This window comes from Pseudomonas sp. LBUM1669 (genome assembly GCF_059695705.1).
On the sequence record NZ_CP166784.1, the window covers coordinates 5,893,270 to 5,909,485 of the forward strand.

General features: G+C 60.0%; 11 protein-coding genes. 8 read left to right on the forward strand and 3 right to left on the reverse strand.

Features of this window, described 5'->3' with window-relative positions:
- Nucleotides 1-43: 43 nt before the first annotated feature.
- Both gbdR and ACA051_RS27460 read right to left on the reverse strand, forming a co-directional pair.
- A complete protein-coding gene (gbdR, locus tag ACA051_RS27455) occupies nt 44-1,147 on the reverse strand; it encodes a choline metabolism transcriptional regulator GbdR (RefSeq protein WP_201198415.1) in 1,104 nt (367 codons plus the stop codon).
- A gap of 538 nt (nt 1,148-1,685) precedes the next feature.
- Nucleotides 1,686-3,062, reverse strand: coding sequence for an L-serine ammonia-lyase (locus tag ACA051_RS27460; RefSeq protein ID WP_497372646.1), 1,377 nt, complete (start codon nt 3,060-3,062; stop codon nt 1,686-1,688).
- Between the two features lie 435 nt (nt 3,063-3,497).
- On the opposite strand from ACA051_RS27460, the gene ACA051_RS27465 reads away from it, so the two are divergent.
- The 3 genes from ACA051_RS27465 to choV all read left to right on the forward strand — a co-directional run bounded on the left by ACA051_RS27465 (nt 3,498) and on the right by choV (nt 6,532).
- Nucleotides 3,498-4,445 carry a choline ABC transporter substrate-binding protein gene (locus ACA051_RS27465; protein WP_497306035.1) on the forward strand — a complete coding sequence of 316 codons (948 nt, stop codon included), beginning with the start codon at nt 3,498-3,500 and terminating at the stop codon, nt 4,443-4,445.
- 66 nt (nt 4,446-4,511) lie between these two features.
- Nucleotides 4,512-5,357: a choline ABC transporter permease subunit gene (gene choW, locus ACA051_RS27470; protein ID WP_497306036.1), complete on the forward strand. Its 846-nt coding sequence runs from the start codon at nt 4,512-4,514 to the stop codon at nt 5,355-5,357.
- Nucleotides 5,354-6,532 (forward strand): choline ABC transporter ATP-binding protein, encoded by a 1,179-nt coding sequence (choV, locus tag ACA051_RS27475; protein ID WP_010466986.1) that lies wholly within the window; start codon nt 5,354-5,356, stop codon nt 6,530-6,532. The genes choW and choV overlap by 4 nt, the downstream gene beginning before the upstream one ends.
- 198 nt (nt 6,533-6,730) lie before the next feature.
- Here choV and ACA051_RS27480 read toward each other — a convergent pair whose 3' ends face one another.
- On the reverse strand, nt 6,731-8,680 hold the full coding sequence (locus ACA051_RS27480; RefSeq protein WP_497310673.1) for a BCCT family transporter: 1,950 nt from the start codon (nt 8,678-8,680) through the stop codon (nt 6,731-6,733).
- A 379-nt stretch (nt 8,681-9,059) separates the two neighbouring features.
- Here ACA051_RS27480 and betI point away from each other — a divergent pair, with 379 nt between their 5' ends.
- The 5 genes from betI (at nt 9,060) to ACA051_RS27505 (ending at nt 16,185) form a co-directional block, all read left to right on the forward strand.
- Entirely contained in the window at nt 9,060-9,653 is a 594-nt protein-coding gene (gene betI, locus ACA051_RS27485) for a transcriptional regulator BetI (protein WP_010466984.1), read from the forward strand.
- 110 nt (nt 9,654-9,763) lie between these two features.
- Entirely contained in the window at nt 9,764-11,236 is a 1,473-nt protein-coding gene (betB, locus tag ACA051_RS27490; RefSeq protein ID WP_497372648.1) for a betaine-aldehyde dehydrogenase, read from the forward strand.
- A gap of 180 nt (nt 11,237-11,416) precedes the next feature.
- Nucleotides 11,417-13,120 (forward strand): choline dehydrogenase, encoded by a 1,704-nt coding sequence (betA, locus tag ACA051_RS27495; protein WP_497306040.1) that lies wholly within the window; start codon nt 11,417-11,419, stop codon nt 13,118-13,120.
- Nucleotides 13,121-13,405: 285 nt separating this feature from the next.
- The gene (locus ACA051_RS27500) at nt 13,406-14,848 is read left to right on the forward strand and encodes a TldD/PmbA family protein (protein ID WP_497306041.1); all 1,443 of its coding nucleotides are present in this window, start codon (nt 13,406-13,408) and stop codon (nt 14,846-14,848) included.
- On the forward strand, nt 14,848-16,185 hold the full coding sequence (locus ACA051_RS27505; RefSeq protein WP_497306042.1) for a TldD/PmbA family protein: 1,338 nt from the start codon (nt 14,848-14,850) through the stop codon (nt 16,183-16,185). Before ACA051_RS27500 ends, ACA051_RS27505 begins: the two co-directional genes overlap by 1 nt.
- Nucleotides 16,186-16,216 lie beyond the last annotated feature (31 nt).

Sequence of the window (16,216 nt, forward strand, 5' to 3'; positions counted from 1 at the left end):
ACCTGTAGGAGCGAGGCTTGCCCGCGAATGAAGGCGCCTCGGTCTAGAGCCTTACGCTGGCGAACGTCGACTCATTGCGCGCCTGACTCAGCGCCGACAACGGCCCGGACAGCGGCGAAAGCACCAGTGCCTGCGGAAGCGGCATCATCGCTACCTGTTGCGTGGTGTTGGAGCCTACGCGTTCGTCACGCGGTGGAATGCCGAAGTATTCGCGGTAGCACTTGGAGAAGTGCGGCGTGGACACGAAGCCGCAGACCGACGCCACTTCGATGATCGACATCGGCGTTTGCTTGAGCAACTGCCGGGCACGGATCAGGCGCAGTTTGAGGTAGTAGCGCGACGGCGAGCAGTGCAGGTATTTCTGGAACAGGCGCTCCAGCTGACGACGGGAAACAGCGACGTACACCGCCAGTTCGTCGAGGTCGATCGGCTCTTCCAGGTTGGCTTCCATCAGCGCGACGATTTCCTGCAACTTCGGCTGGTTGGTGCCCAGCATGTGCTTGAGCGGCACGCGCTGGTGATCCTGCTCGTTGCGGATGCGCTCGTAGACGAACATTTCCGAGATCGCTGCCGACAGTTCACGGCCATGATCGCGACTGATCAGGTGCAGCATCATGTCCAGCGGCGCGGTGCCGCCGGAGCTGGTGAAACGGTTACGGTCGAGGGTGAACAAGCGTGTGCTCATGGCTACACGGGGGAACGCTTCCTGCATCGAGGCCAGGCATTCCCAGTGCACGCTGCAATCAAAACCGTCCAGCAGACCGGCGCAGGCCAGGGCCCAGCTGCCGGTGCAGACCGCGCCGAGACGGCGAGACTGACGCGCCTGGCTTTGCAGCCACGACACGTGTTCGCGGGTAACGGTGCGCTGGATACCGATGCCGCCGCAGACAATGATGGTGTCCAGGGCGGGTGCTTTGTGCATGGAGCAATCGGGGGTGATCTGCAGACCATCACTGGCCCAGACCTGACCGCCGTCGACGGTGAGCGTGGTCCAGCGATACAGCTCGCGGCCGGACAATTGGTTGGCCATGCGCAGGGGTTCTACTGCGGAGGCCAGAGAAATAAGCGTGAAATTGTCCAGCAGCAGAAAGCCGATGGATTGAGGCGCACGGTTCTGGGGTTGAGCCCCGGAGTTGAACGTCGTCATCGCGGTATCTCCTCACACAAAGCGGGTGATGGCCTCAGGCGGAGGCTCTTGTTATTGCCATCGTTCTCGCGTGGGAGACGGGCTTTGTAATGACAGAGCAATTGCCATGCCTAAAGTTGAATGGTCATTCAATAACTCCTGAAAACGACGTCGCGGCGTGTCTATATAAGCCGTGCCGCGAGTAGGGGTTATAAGTGCCATTTACGGAGGGAGGCGCTCTGCCCCGTTGGGCTTGAGCAAATCGGTAGCACTTGTGGGAACAGGGCTACGGCGACTTGTTGGAGAGTGTCACCGCAAGCACAGGTGACAGGCGGTAATGGCCAGGTTGGATCCCTGATCCGGGGGAAGTCGCTTATCTGTAAGCGACGCGCTAAAAGGTGGCGCGCTTGGGATTATGTGTTCACTTAGCGCGCAGTTTTGACTGGTCTGACGCCTTCGCGGGCAAGCCTCGTTCCTACAAGGGCGAGGCTGCCAATACTTCGTGATCGACTTCAATTCTGTAGGAGCGAGGCTTGCCCGCGAAGCAGGCACCTCGGTCTCAGCACTCGACGGCACTTACCGCTAACCCGCCCCGCGAGGTCTCTTTATATTTGTCATGCATGTCCGCGCCGGTATCACGCATGGTGCGGATCACCCGATCCAGCGAGATAAAGTGCTGACCATCCCCGCGCAGCGCCATCTGCGCCGCGTTGATGGCTTTTACCGCGGCAATCGCATTGCGCTCGATGCACGGCACTTGAACCAGCCCGCCCACCGGGTCACAGGTCAGGCCCAGGTTGTGTTCCAGGCCGATTTCCGCTGCGTTGCACAGCTGCTCCGGCGTGGCACCCAGGATCTCCGCCAAGCCAGCCGCAGCCATCGCACAGGCTGAACCGACTTCGCCCTGACAACCGACCTCGGCACCAGAAATCGAAGCGTTCTTCTTGCACAGAATCCCCACTGCCGCGGCACTGAGGAAGTAGTCGACCACGTTGGCGTCCGTCACCGCCTCGCTGAACTTCATAAAGTAGTGCAACACCGCCGGAATGATCCCCGCCGCTCCGTTGGTCGGTGCCGTGACCATGCGCCCACCGGCGGCGTTCTCTTCGTTGACCGCCAGGGCGAACAGATTGACCCATTCCATGGCGCTCAAGGTCGAGCCGATGACGTTGGGTTTGCCCAGCTCTTGCAGGCTGCGATGCAACTTGGCCGCACGACGGCGCACATTCAGTCCGCCGGGCAGGATGCCTTCGTGTTTCAGACCCTGATCGACGCAATCCTGCATGGCGCGCCAGAGCTTCATCAGGCCGCTGCGAATCTCTTCCTCGCTGCGCCAGACCTTCTCGTTAGCCATCATCAATTCGGCGACGCGCAGGTTGTGCTTCTGGCACAGGCTGAGCAGTTCGACAGCGCTGGAGAAATCGTATGGCAACACGGTGCGATCCAGATCGACCACGCCGCTGGAAGCCTGTGCTTCATCCACGACAAAACCACCGCCGATGGAATAGTAGGTGTCGCGATGCAGCTCGCCGTCATCGCCTTCGGCGACCAGGGTCATGGCGTTGGGGTGAAACGGCAGGTTTTCGTCGATCAGGCGCATGTCGCGGGCCCAGATAAACGGCACCGACAGGCGACCGTCGAGCAACAGCGTGTGGGTCTCGCGCAGGGTTTCGATGCGAATGCCGATTTGCGACGGATCAATCGCGTCCGGCCACTCGCCCATCAGGCCCATGATCACGGCATTGTCGCTGCCGTGACCGATGCCGGTGGCCGATAGTGAGCCATAAAGCTGAACTTCAACGCGCCGCACTTGTTCCAAAAGGCCCTGCTCACGCAAACCCTGCACGAACAGCGCGGCGGCCCGCATAGGTCCCACGGTGTGCGAACTGGAAGGGCCGATGCCGATTTTGAACAGGTCGAAAACACTGATAGCCATTACTGCCGAACTCCTGGATGTGCCAACTCCAGACGCAAAAGCGCCCAGTGACGGAGCTGCTACGCTCAAGCTGCAATCCGCCGAGATGGCCGCATCATCAGGCTTTTGCCGTGTCGTTCGACGTCTCACACCGACGCACTCATGCCCACTAACGCCGCGAGCCGTCAGCGCTACGTTTTCACGGTTTTTTTACGGTTCAAAGGAGCAGAAAGGGCTGAAAATAGCTGTAAACGACCTCACCAACACTGGATGCGACCATCCCTGTACTGGTTACGACGCACCCTGTAGGCGTCAGATTTTCACTGGTACATGATCGTATCGACTCGATTGCAAGGCGCCTTGGTAGAGCTGTCTCCAAAACGCCATCCAACCGCAACCTATAAGTGCGGTGGTCCAGTCGGAACACTGCCAAAAAAAACACCAAGGAGTCCACCCATGAAAGGTTCCCCGTCGTTGTTGTTGGCCGCCATGCTGAGTCTGCCGTTACTGGCTCAAGCTGCAGAACCCGCTCAGTGCAGCACCGTAAACTTCTCCGATGTCGGCTGGACTGACATTACCGTCACCACCGCCACCACCAGCGTCGTTCTCGATGCCCTGGGCTACAAGACCAAAACCACGATGATTTCCGTTCCGGTGACCTACAAGTCCCTGGCCGACGGAAAGAACATGGACGTGTTCCTGGGGAACTGGATGCCGACCATGGAAAACGACATCAAGGCTTACCGTGATGCCGGCACCGTGGAGACCCTGCGGGCCAACCTGGAAAACGCAAAATACACACTCGCCGTGCCCGAAGAGTTGTATAACAAGGGTCTGAAAGATTTCGCCGACATCGCCAAATTCAAGAAAGAACTCGACGGCAAGATCTATGGCATCGAACCAGGCAACGACGGTAACCGCCTGATCCAGAGCATGATCGACAAGAACGCCTTCGGCCTGAAAGACGCCGGCTTCAAGGTGGTCGAGTCCAGCGAGGCAGGCATGCTCTCGCAAGTCGATCGCGCCCAGCGCCGCAACACCGCCGTGGTGTTCCTGGGCTGGGAACCGCACCCGATGAACACCCGTTTCAAGATGAAGTACCTGACTGGCGGCGACGACTTCTTCGGCCCGAACTTCGGTCAGGCGACCATCTTCACCAACACCCGCAAGGGCTACGCGCAGGAATGCAGCAACGTCGGTCAGTTGCTGAAAAACCTGGCGTTCACCCTCGACATGGAAAGCACCCTGATGGGCAACGTCCTGGACGACAAAATGAAGCCTGACGCGGCCGCCAAGGCCTGGCTGAAAAAGAATCCACAGGTCCTCGATACCTGGCTCGCTGGCGTGACCACCATTGACGGTAAACCAGGCCTGGAGGCCGTGAAAGCCAAGCTCGCGCAGTAATCGCTTACGCCGGACGACTTCGGTCGTCCGGGCTGTTTATTTCCTTGCATGCGGACGTTCACTACCATGCTGATTGATCAGAAATTACCTCTAGGCCAGTACATAGCGGGCTTCGTTGAATGGTTGACGCAACACGGCGCCAACACCTTCGACGCCATCGCCGTGTCACTGGAAACGATGATCCACGGTGTGACTTTTGCGCTGACCTGGTTCAACCCGCTGGCATTGATCGGCCTCATCGCGCTACTGGCTCACTTCATTCAACGAAAGTGGGGGCTGACCGTTTTCGTCATTGCCTCCTTTCTGCTGATCCTCAATCTGGGGTACTGGCAGGAAACCATGGAAACCCTCGCCCAGGTGCTCTTCGCGACCCTGGTCTGCGTGGTCATCGGCGTACCGTTGGGTATCATCGCGGCGCACAAACCGATGTTCTACACACTGATGCGGCCGGTGCTCGATCTGATGCAGACCGTGCCGACGTTTGTGTACCTCATTCCTACCCTGACCCTCTTCGGGCTGGGTGTGGTCCCAGGTCTGATCTCGACGGTGGTGTTCGCGATTGCCGCGCCTATCCGCCTGACCTACCTGGGTATCCGCGATGTTCCCGCAGAACTGATGGACGCCGGCAAAGCCTTCGGCTGCTCGCGCCGCCAGTTACTCGCACGCATCGAACTGCCTTACGCCATGCCAAGCATCGCGGCCGGTATCACCCAGTGCATCATGCTGTCGTTGTCGATGGTGGTGATTGCGGCTCTGGTGGGCGCCGACGGCTTGGGCAAACCTGTGGTCAACGCACTGAACACCGCCGATATAGCCCTGGGTTTCGAAGCCGGGTTGGCTATCGTGCTGCTGGCGATCATGCTCGACCGTATCTGCAAACAACCCGACGCTAAAGTAGGGGGTGACGCATGAGCATTATTCGCTTCGAAGACGTCGACGTAATCTTCTCCAAAGATCCACGTGAGGCGCTCAAGCTCCTCGACCAAGGCATGACCCGCGACCAGATTCTGAAAAAAACCGGGCAGATCGTCGGCGTTGAAAAAGCCAGCCTGGACGTGGAAAAAGGCGAAATCTGCGTGCTGATGGGTCTGTCCGGCTCCGGCAAATCCAGCCTGCTGCGCTGCATCAACGGCCTCAACACCGTGAGCCGTGGCAAGTTGTTCGTCGAGCACGAAGGCAAGCAGATCGACATCGCTTCCTGCACCCCAGCAGAACTGAAAATGATGCGCACCAAGCGCATCGCGATGGTGTTCCAGAAGTTCGCCCTGATGCCGTGGCTGACGGTGCGCGAGAACATCAGTTTCGGTCTGGAAATGCAGGGTCGCCCGGAGAAAGAACGGCGCAAATTGGTGGACGACAAGCTTGAGCTAGTAGGCCTGACCCAGTGGCGCAACAAGAAGCCTGACGAACTCTCCGGCGGTATGCAGCAACGCGTGGGCCTGGCACGTGCGCTGGCGATGGATGCCGACATTCTGCTAATGGACGAACCGTTCTCGGCGCTCGACCCGCTGATCCGCCAAGGCCTGCAGGACGAATTGCTGGAACTGCAAAGCAAGCTGAGCAAAACCATTGTGTTCGTGAGCCACGACCTCGATGAAGCCCTGAAGCTGGGCAGCCGTATCGCAATCATGAAAGACGGCCGGATCATCCAGTACAGCGTGCCGGAAGAGATCGTGCTCAACCCGGCGGACGACTACGTGCGGACCTTCGTCGCGCACACCAATCCGCTGAACGTGCTGTGCGGTCGCAGCCTGATGCGCACCCTGGACAACTGCAAACGCATCAACGGTTCGGTGTGCCTCGATCCGGGCGGCGATTCGTGGCTGGACCTGGCCGAAGGCAACACCATCAAAGGCGCCCGCCAGAACGGTGCAAGCCTGGACCTGCAGAACTGGATTCCAGGGCAGGCGGTCGAAGGCCTGGGTCGTCGGCCAACGCTGGTGGACTCGAACATCGGCATGCGCGATGCGTTGCAGATTCGTTATCAGACTGGCAATAAGCTGGTGCTGCACGACAACAACAAGGTGGTCGGGATTCTGGGCGACAGCGAGCTGTATCACGCACTGCTCGGCAAGAACCTGGGTTAAGGCAGCAGGCACAAAAACGCCGCGAGAGGATCGCGGCGTTTTTGTTTATGGGATATCGGGTGATGCAGTATTGAAGTTGAAAACCCCATCGCCAGCAGGCTGGCTCCCACATTGGAATGCATTCTCTTGTGGGAGCCAGCCTGCTGGCGATGAAGCCGAGGCGGTGCTTCAGACAGAAACACAGCGCCCTATCGAAACTCAGCTATAGACCCGGCCAAGGAGCTGCCGATGGCTTTCAAACTGATCGAGCACGTCACGGGTGATCTGATCCTGAGTGAAGCCCATCAAGTCGTAATCCTGGCTGCCGTTGTGCAGGTAAACCTCGGCGCGGTAATAGCGTGCACGCGGTTCGTCAGCGCTTTCAGCCGAGACCGTGTCGCTCGCCGCCGCCAGATAGCCATCCAGGCTCACTTCGTAGACAAAAGGGTTGCCCTCTTCCATCTCGATGCGCACGCCCATGCAACGCTTGGACTTGCCCAGCAACGTTTGCACGTCCAGACCCTGGGCACGCAATTGCACGGCCGCATCTTCCAGCGCCGGGCTGACTTGCTTGTCCATGAAACGCTGAACGATCGACTGATTCGGCTGCAAATCCAGCTGCGTCAAACGCTCGCTGAAGCCACGACGGCCACGCGCCGCCAACTCGGCTTGTTCCTGTTCGATCTGCACGTCCTGGCGCATCGCCTTGTGCAAGCCGAACATGAAGAACACCAGCACCACCGAGAACGGCAGACCGGCCAGCACCACCATGGTTTGCATGGCTTCGAAGTTACCGGCGAACAGCAGGCCGACGGTCACCAGCGTGATCACCGCCGACCAGAAGATCCGCAGCCAGTTCGGGGCGTCTTCGTCGACGTTGCCGCCCTTGCACGAAAGGTTGGCCATCATCACCGCACCGGAATCCGCCGGGGTCAGGAACAGCACGAAACCGACGAAGATCGACACACCGATCACAATCTTCGATGCCGGGTAATGCTCAAGCAATTGGTAGATCGCCATCGACGGCTGTTCGAGCGCCGTCTTCCCGAGCTCCACCGCCCCATGGTTCATCACCAGGTCCAGGGCCGAGTTACCGAAGATCGACAACCACGCCAGAGTGAAACCCAGCGGAATCAGCAGCACACCGGCCACCAGTTCACGCACCGTGCGACCACGGGAAATACGCGCAATGAACATGCCCACGAATGGCGCCCAGGAAATCCACCAGGCCCAGTAGAACAGGGTCCACAGGCCCATCCAGCGTTCGGTCTTCTCGGTGCTGCCTTCGTACACATAAAGGTCGAAGGTTTTCAGCACGATGCCGTTCAGGTAGTCACCGATGTTCTGCACGAAGCCGTTAAGCAAGTGCAAAGTCGGGCCGAACAGCAGCACGAAAATCAGCAGCCCGCTGAACAGCACGATGTTCAGGTTGGACAGACGACGAATACCGTTTTCCACGCCGGACACGGCAGCGATGGTCGCCACGGTGCTCATCACGATGATCACGATCAGCAGGTTGGTGTTGTTGTGTTCCATGCCGAACAGGTTTTCCAGCCCGGACGACACTTGCAGCGAACCAATCCCCAGGTTCGTCACCAGCCCCAGCAGGGTCACGAACATGCCGAAGCCGTCCACCGCATGACCTGCCGCACCTTTGACCCAACGCTCGCCGACCAGCGGATACAGCGCCGAACGCAACGCCAGTGGCTGGTTATGACGGTAGGCAAAGTAAGCCACGGCCAGGCCGACCAAGGCGTAAATCGCCCAGCCATGCAGGCCCCAATGCAGGAATGTCAGTTGCACAGCCTGACGCGCGGCCATGTTGCTGGCGGCCACGCCTTCGGGCGGATTGAAGTAGTGGTCCAGCGGCTCGGAAGCACCGAAGTACAGCAGCGAGATGCCGATACCCGACGAGAACAGCATCCCCGCCCAAGCGCCGTAGCTGAAGTCCGGGGTGTCGTCCTTGCTGCCCAGCTTGAGCTTGCCGTAGGACGAAAACGCCAGGCCCACGACAAATACCAGGTAGGCGGCAATCACCACCATGTAGTACCAGCCGAAGCTGCGGGACAACCAGGCCTGGGCGATGCCGAGCAATCTGCCAGCCTCTTGCGGGGCGATGATCAGAATGGCGGTCAACAACAGAATCAACGCGGTAGAGGTGTAGAACACCCAACCGTTGACCGTCACCTTCTCGGGTGGGGTCTTTATAAGAGAGGCAGAACTCATGGCACAGATGCTCCAGGCAGTGCGAGAGAAGAACACAAGGCAACGCGATACCCGACTAATCGGTTAGTTGGCAGCCGACCGACGGGTGATATAAAGACACCCCGAAAAAAGCCCGAAGCCCGGGAGCGCCAGTGCGCGTGGGTTTCGAGCGATTTCGGATGTCGTTTTTCCGCCAACTACGCGTAGGAAAAACCTGTAGGCAGCGACGATTTGTCGCAGATCTTATTCTTTGTTGATTGAACGTTCAATCAAAACAAAATAGACTGGCCTTCAATCCGATGGACGTTTGACGACCACCGGAAGGCCTAAGGAGATGTGCAAGATGCCCAAGGTCGGTATGCAACCCATCCGCCGCCAGCAGTTGATCGAAGCCACATTGCAGGCGGTTGATCAGGTCGGAATGGGGGACGCCAGCATTGCGCTGATCGCCCGTTTGGCCGGTGTCTCGAATGGCATCATCAGTCACTATTTTCAGGACAAGAACGGCCTGATCGCTGCCACGGCGCAGTACCTGATGAGTGTCCTCAGCGAGAACGTCACCGCGCGCCGTCAGGCGCTGGAGGACAGCAGCCCGCGGGCGCACCTCCAGGTGATCATCGAAGGCAACTTCGACGCCAGCCAGGTCAATGGCCCGGCAATGAAAACCTGGTTGGCCTTCTGGGCCACCAGCATGCACCACCCGTCTTTGCACAGGTTGCAGCGGATCAACGATCACCGCCTGTATTCCAACCTGTGCTGCCAGTTCCGCCGTGTATTGCCGCTCGATGACGCGCGCAGTGCCGCCCGGGGCCTGGCAGCCCTCATTGACGGTTTGTGGTTGCGCGGCGCGCTGTCGGGAGATGCTTTCGACACTGAGCAGGCGCACCGGATCGCTTACGAATACATGGATTTCCAATTGGCCAAGCAGGTGAGTTAGAGCACACATAAAACGCTCAGCCCCTGAACTGCTGCTGATCGGTGTTGCCACAACCATATGGCATCACTCCAGTGGCCTACGCCAACCACTTATGCACTTGCGAGGACACTATGGCCCGTTTCGAACTGCAAAAACTTTACATCGATGGCGGTTACTCCGACGCCAGCAGCGACGCCACTTTCGAAGCCATCAACCCGGCTAACGGTGAAGTCCTCGCAAAAGTACAACGTGCGACCAAGGAAGACGTCGAGCGCGCAGTGGTCAGCGCCGAAAAGGGCCAGAAAATCTGGGCCGCAATGACCGCCATGGAGCGTTCGCGCATCCTGCGTCGTGCCGTGGACATCCTGCGCGAGCGCAACGATGAACTGGCCGCCCTGGAAACCCTGGACACCGGCAAGTCGTTCTCCGAAACCAAGTATGTCGACATCGTCACCGGTGCTGACGTGCTGGAATACTACGCAGGCCTGGTGCCTGCCATCGAAGGCGAGCAGATCCCGCTGCGTACCACGTCGTTCGTCTACACCCGTCGCGAGCCGCTGGGCGTCGTCGCCGGTATCGGCGCGTGGAACTACCCGATCCAGATCGCCTTGTGGAAATCCGCACCTGCCCTTGCGGCCGGTAACGCGATGATCTTCAAGCCAAGCGAAGTCACTTCCCTGACCACGCTGAAACTGGCCGAGATCTACACCGAAGCAGGCGTTCCGGCTGGCGTGTTCAACGTTCTGACCGGCAGCGGCCGTGAAGTCGGCACCTGGCTGACCGAGCACCCACGCATCGAAAAAATCTCCTTCACCGGCGGCACCGACACCGGCAAGAAGGTCATGGCCAGCGCTTCCGCTTCGTCGCTCAAAGACGTGACCATGGAACTGGGCGGCAAATCCCCGCTGATCATCTTCGACGACGCCGACCTCGATCGCGCCGCCGACACCGCGATGATGGCCAACTTCTACAGCTCCGGTCAGGTCTGCACCAACGGCACTCGCGTGTTTGTACCGACTCACCTGAAAGCTGCTTTCGAAGCCAAAATCGCTGAGCGCGTTGCACGCATCCGCATCGGCAACCCGGAAGACGAAAACACCAACTTCGGCCCGCTGGTCAGCTTCGCCCACATGGAAAGCGTGCTCGGCTACATCGCCAAAGGTAAGGAAGAAGGCGCTCGCGTGCTGTGCGGCGGCAACCGTCTGACCGAGGGCGAGTTCGCCAAAGGCGCGTTCGTGGCACCGACCGTGTTCACCGACTGCACCGACGAGATGACCATCGTTCGCGAAGAAATCTTCGGCCCGGTCATGGCGATCCTGACCTACGAAACCGAAGAAGAAGTGATCCGTCGTGCCAACGACACCGACTTCGGCCTGGCCGCTGGCGTTGTCACCAAAGACCTGAACCGCGCTCACCGCGTGATTCATCAACTGGAAGCCGGTATCTGCTGGATCAACGCCTGGGGCGAGTCCGACGCCAAGATGCCGGTCGGCGGCTACAAGCAGTCGGGCGTGGGCCGTGAGAACGGCATCAGCTCGCTGAACAACTTCACACGCATCAAATCGGTACAGGTCGAACTGGGCGATTACGCCTCGGTTTTCTAAGCAGGCATCTGCTTCGCCTGCCAGGCCGTCTTCGCGGGCAAGCCTCGCTCCTACGGGATCGGGGTTTGCCGCAGGTTTTCTGCACGACGCAAAACCTGTAGGAGCGAGGCTTGCCCGCGAATCGAGTGCGCAGCACTCGCCATGGCCGTGACCTGACCAACTTCAAAGAGGGTGCATTCAATGTCCCAAGAATTCGATTACATCATCATCGGTGCCGGCTCGGCCGGTAACACCCTGGCGACCCGTCTGACTGAAGACGAAGGTGTCACCGTCCTGCTGCTCGAAGCCGGCGGCCCGGACTACCGTTTAGACTTCCGCACGCAAATGCCGGCCGCTTTGGCGTTCCCGCTGCAAGGTCGTCGCTACAACTGGGGCTACGAAACCGATCCAGAGCCACACATGGACGGTCGCCGGATGGAATGCGGTCGCGGCAAGGGCCTGGGTGGTTCTTCGCTGATCAACGGCATGTGCTACATCCGCGGCAACGCGATGGACTACGACAACTGGGCCAAACTGCCAGGCCTGGAAGACTGGGACTACTTGAACTGCCTGCCGTATTTCCGCAAGGCTGAAACCCGCGACATCGGCCCGAACGACTACCACGGTGGCGACGGTCCGGTCAGCGTGACCACGCCGAAAGCCGGCAACAACCCGCTGTTCCACGCGATGGTTGAAGCAGGCGTGCAAGCCGGCTATCCGCGCACCGAAGACTTGAACGGTTACCAGCAAGAAGGCTTCGGCCCGATGGACCGCACCGTGACGCCGAACGGCCGTCGCGCCAGCACCGCTCGCGGTTACCTGGACATCGCCAAGAAGCGCTCGACCCTGACCATCGTCACCCACGCCCTGACCGACAAGATCCTGTTTGAAGGCAAGCGTGCGGTTGGCGTGCGTTACCTGATCGGCGCCGCTGAAGAGCGCGTTGAAGCCCGCGCCCGCAAGGAAGTGCTGCTGTGCTCCGGCGCCATCGCGTCGCCGCAGATCCTGCAACGCTCCGGCGTCGGCCCGGCCGAACTGCTGAACAAGCTCGACATCCCGGTGGTCCATGACCTGCCAGGTGTCGGCGAAAACCTGCAGGACCACCTCGAGTTGTACCTGCAATACGCCTGCACCCAACCGGTCTCGCTGTACCCGTCGCTGCTCTGGTACAACCAGCCGGCCATCGGTGCCGAGTGGCTGTTCAACGGCACCGGCATCGGCGCCAGCAACCAGTTCGAAGCCGGCGGTTTCATCCGTACCCGCGAAGAGTTCGATTGGCCGAACATCCAGTACCACTTCCTGCCAGTTGCCATTAACTACAACGGCAGCAACGGTGTGAAAGAGCACGGTTTCCAGGCGCACATGGGTTCCATGCGTTCGCCAAGCCGCGGTCGCATCCAGGCCAAGTCCAAGGATCCGCGCGAGTACCCGAGCATCCTGTTCAACTACATGGCCACCGAGCAGGACTGGCAGGAATTTCGCGATGGCATCCGCCTGACCCGTGAAATCATGCAACAGCCTGCACTGGACGCGTTCCGTGGCCGCGAAATCAGCCCGGGCATCGACGTGCAAACCGATGAGCAGCTCGACAAGTTCATCCGCGAACACGCCGAAACTGCATTCCACCCATCCTGCTCGTGCAAGATGGGCACCGACGAAATGGCCGTGGTTGACGCTGAAGGTCGTGTGCACGGCATGCAGAGCCTGCGTGTGGTCGATGCCTCGATCATGCCGATCATCACCACCGGCAACCTGAACGCGCCGACGATCATGATCGCCGAGAAAATCGCCGACAAGATCCGTGGTCGCCAGCCATTGCCGCGCAGCAAGGCTGATTACTTCGTGGCCGGCGATGCGCCGGTGCGTGGCAAGCCGCTGCGGGAAGTGAGCGCTACTGCTCAGTAAGACCGTTACACCGCGGTGCTGCCTTCGCGAGCAAGCCCGCTCCCACATTGGATCTCGGGTGTGCACGAATTTTGTGTTCACTGAAGATCCAGTGTGGGAGCGGGCTTGCTCGCGAAGAGGCCCTACCAAACAACACATCCCCATCTGACACACCTTGGTAATCCCTTCCTACATCGCTCCGCCCTTGATCCTACCCCCCGCGCAGGCCTAATCTAGCGCCACGCAAACGTTTCACCCCCCTCGCAACATCGATACACCGCCACTCCAGACCAAGGAGGTTCCCGAATGTTCGATTTCCACCCCCAGCTCAAGCAGCGCTTCGCTGCCTTGCGCACGGGCGCTGAATTCTTTTCGCTGCGTTATGTGCGCGAGTCCGGCCAGTACCTATCGGTGCGCAAGAACGTCGCTGAACCTCCCAGCCTGAGCCGTGACGAAGGCGCGATGCTGACCGTGCGCGTCAACGGCGTCGAAGCCTACGCCGCGACCAACGACCTGTCGCAACAAGGTCTGCAAGCCGCACTGGAGAAGGCCGAGCAACAAGCCCGCCGACTCAAGCCCCACGCCCTGCTCGACCTGCGTGAGCAAACCGTCTCCAGCGACCGCGCCGACTACTTTTCGCCGAACCTGGACCAGCCATTCCCGTCCCTGAGCGATTGCTACCAACTGCTCGGCGCCGAATCCGCCGCCGTGCCCAAGGATGAGCGACTGGTGAACTGGGAAGTGAGCATCGGCATCACTAATGTCGAACAGATCTACCTCAGCAACGCTGGCGCCGAACTGCGCCAGGCCCAGCGGTTCGTCTACCCGAGCCTGGAAGTCACCGCCTACGACGGCAACGACAGCCAGACCCGAACCCTGGGCCGCGAGAACTTCGGTCAACAGGGTGGTTTTGATGTGATCAGCCGCTGCGGCCTGGTCGGCGCCGGTCCGAAAATCGCCGATCAGGCGCTGCAATTGCTGCTGGCGCCGAACACCCCGAAAGGCCCGCGTGATCTGCTGTTGATGCCGGACCAGATGATGCTGCAGATCCACGAGTCCATCGGGCACCCGCTGGAACTGGACCGCATCCTCGGTGACGAGCGCAATTACGCCGGTACCAGTTTCGTCAAGGCAGAAGACTTCGGCCGCCTGCAATACGGCTCCAAACTGCTCAACGTGACCTTCGATCCGGACATCCCCGAGCAACTCGCCAGTTACGGCCATGACGACGACGGTACTGCCGCGAGCAAACAATTCCTGATTAAAGAAGGCTTGCTGCTGCGCCCATTGGGCGGCGCGCTGTCGCAGTTTCGCGCGGGCATGGATGGCGTGGCCAACAGCCGCGCCTGCAGCTGGAACCGTCCGCCAATCGATCGCATGGCCAACCTGAACATCGAGGCCGGCGATCAACCGCTGGAGCAGATGATCGGCAACATCGAGCACGGCATCTTGATGAGCACCAACCGGTCCTGGTCCATCGACGATGCCCGCAACAAATTCCAGTTCGGCTGTGAATGGGGCCAACTGATCGAAAACGGCGAACTCAAAGGCGTGGTCAAGAACCCGAACTACCGGGCGATTTCCGCGCAGTTCTGGAAAAGCCTCAGCGCCGTTGGCGATGCCAACTCCGTCAAGGTCCTGGGCACGCCAAACTGCGGCAAGGGCGAACCGAACCAGGTGATCCGCGTCGGCCATGCCTCGCCGGCCTGTGTGTTCAGCAACGTTGATGTGTTTGGGGGGGATGCCTGATGAGTACTTCAAAAAGTCAGGCCGATGCGTTCAAGGCCTTGGTCAATTGGCTGCGCGATGCGATTCGCGAGCCGGAACAATTCACCCTCAGCTACGCCGCCGAATCCTCGGCCTTCGTGCGCTTCAACCACGCCAAGGTTCGTCAGGCTGGTCAGGTACAGCAGGGGAGTGTCGGTTTCAAACTGATCAACGAGGGTCGGCATGCCGACCTGAACATTACGCTTTCCGGTGATGCGGAAGTCGACGTTCAGCGTCTGGCCGAAGGTCTGCAACAGTTGCGCGAAACCTTGCCGCTGCTTCCGCAGGATCCCTACCTGCTGCTCAATCACAACGGTTGGCAGAGCAAGAATGTTCAAGATCACCCGCTGCCGGACACCGAGCAAGTGGTCGCTGAAATCACTCAGGCGGCCGAGGGGCTGGATCTGGTCGGCTTCTACGCCGCCGGCCCGATCAGCCGTGGTTTCGCCAGTTCTTTGGGTGCGTTCGGTTGGCACCAGGCCAACAGCTTCAACTTCGACTTCAGTCTGGTCCATGAAAACGGCCAGGCGGTGAAAGCCAGTTACGCCGGGCACGACTGGAACAGCGAAGGGTTTGCCAAGCGCTTTGCACAGGCACGCGAGCAGTTGGCGTTTCTCGGCAGACCGCAACACACCCTGGCGCCCGGTCAATACCGCGCCTATCTGGCGCCGGCAGCCTTGGGAGAAATCATGGACATGCTGGGCTGGGGCGGTTTCTCGGCGCAGTCGATTGCGAGCAAAAACAGCCCGCTGCAGAAACTTTACGCGGGCGACAGTGCGTTCAGCCCGTTGGTGTCGGTGGATGAAAAGGTCAGCGGTTCGTTGAGCCCGGCGTTTTCCGGCGAAGGTTATCCGCGCAGCGATCTTGGGTTGATCGTCGCAGGCAAGGCGGGCGCGCAGATGGTCAGTTCACGCAGTGCGGCCGAGTACGGCCTGACCGCCAATGGCGCCAGCGGCGGCGAAATGCCGAGTGCAGTGAACATGGCCGGCGGTACGCTGCCTGATGCAGAGATTCTCAAGCAACTGGGCACTGGCTTGTACATCAGCAACCTCTGGTACCTGAACTACTCGGACCAACCGGCGGCACGCCTGACCGGCATGACGCGGTTTGCGACCTTCTGGGTCGAGAACGGCGAGATTCAGGCGCCGGTGAGCACCATGCGCTTTGATGACAGCGCCTACAGTTTGCTGGGATCGCAGCTGGAAGCGTTGACCGAGGAGCGTGAGCTGATGTTGTCGGCCAGCACCTACAGCCAGCGGGCCACGGCCTCGGCGTTGTTGCCCGGCGCGCTGATCAGACGACTGACGCTGACCCTGTAAACACATAGCCCTGTGGCGAGGGAGCTTGCTC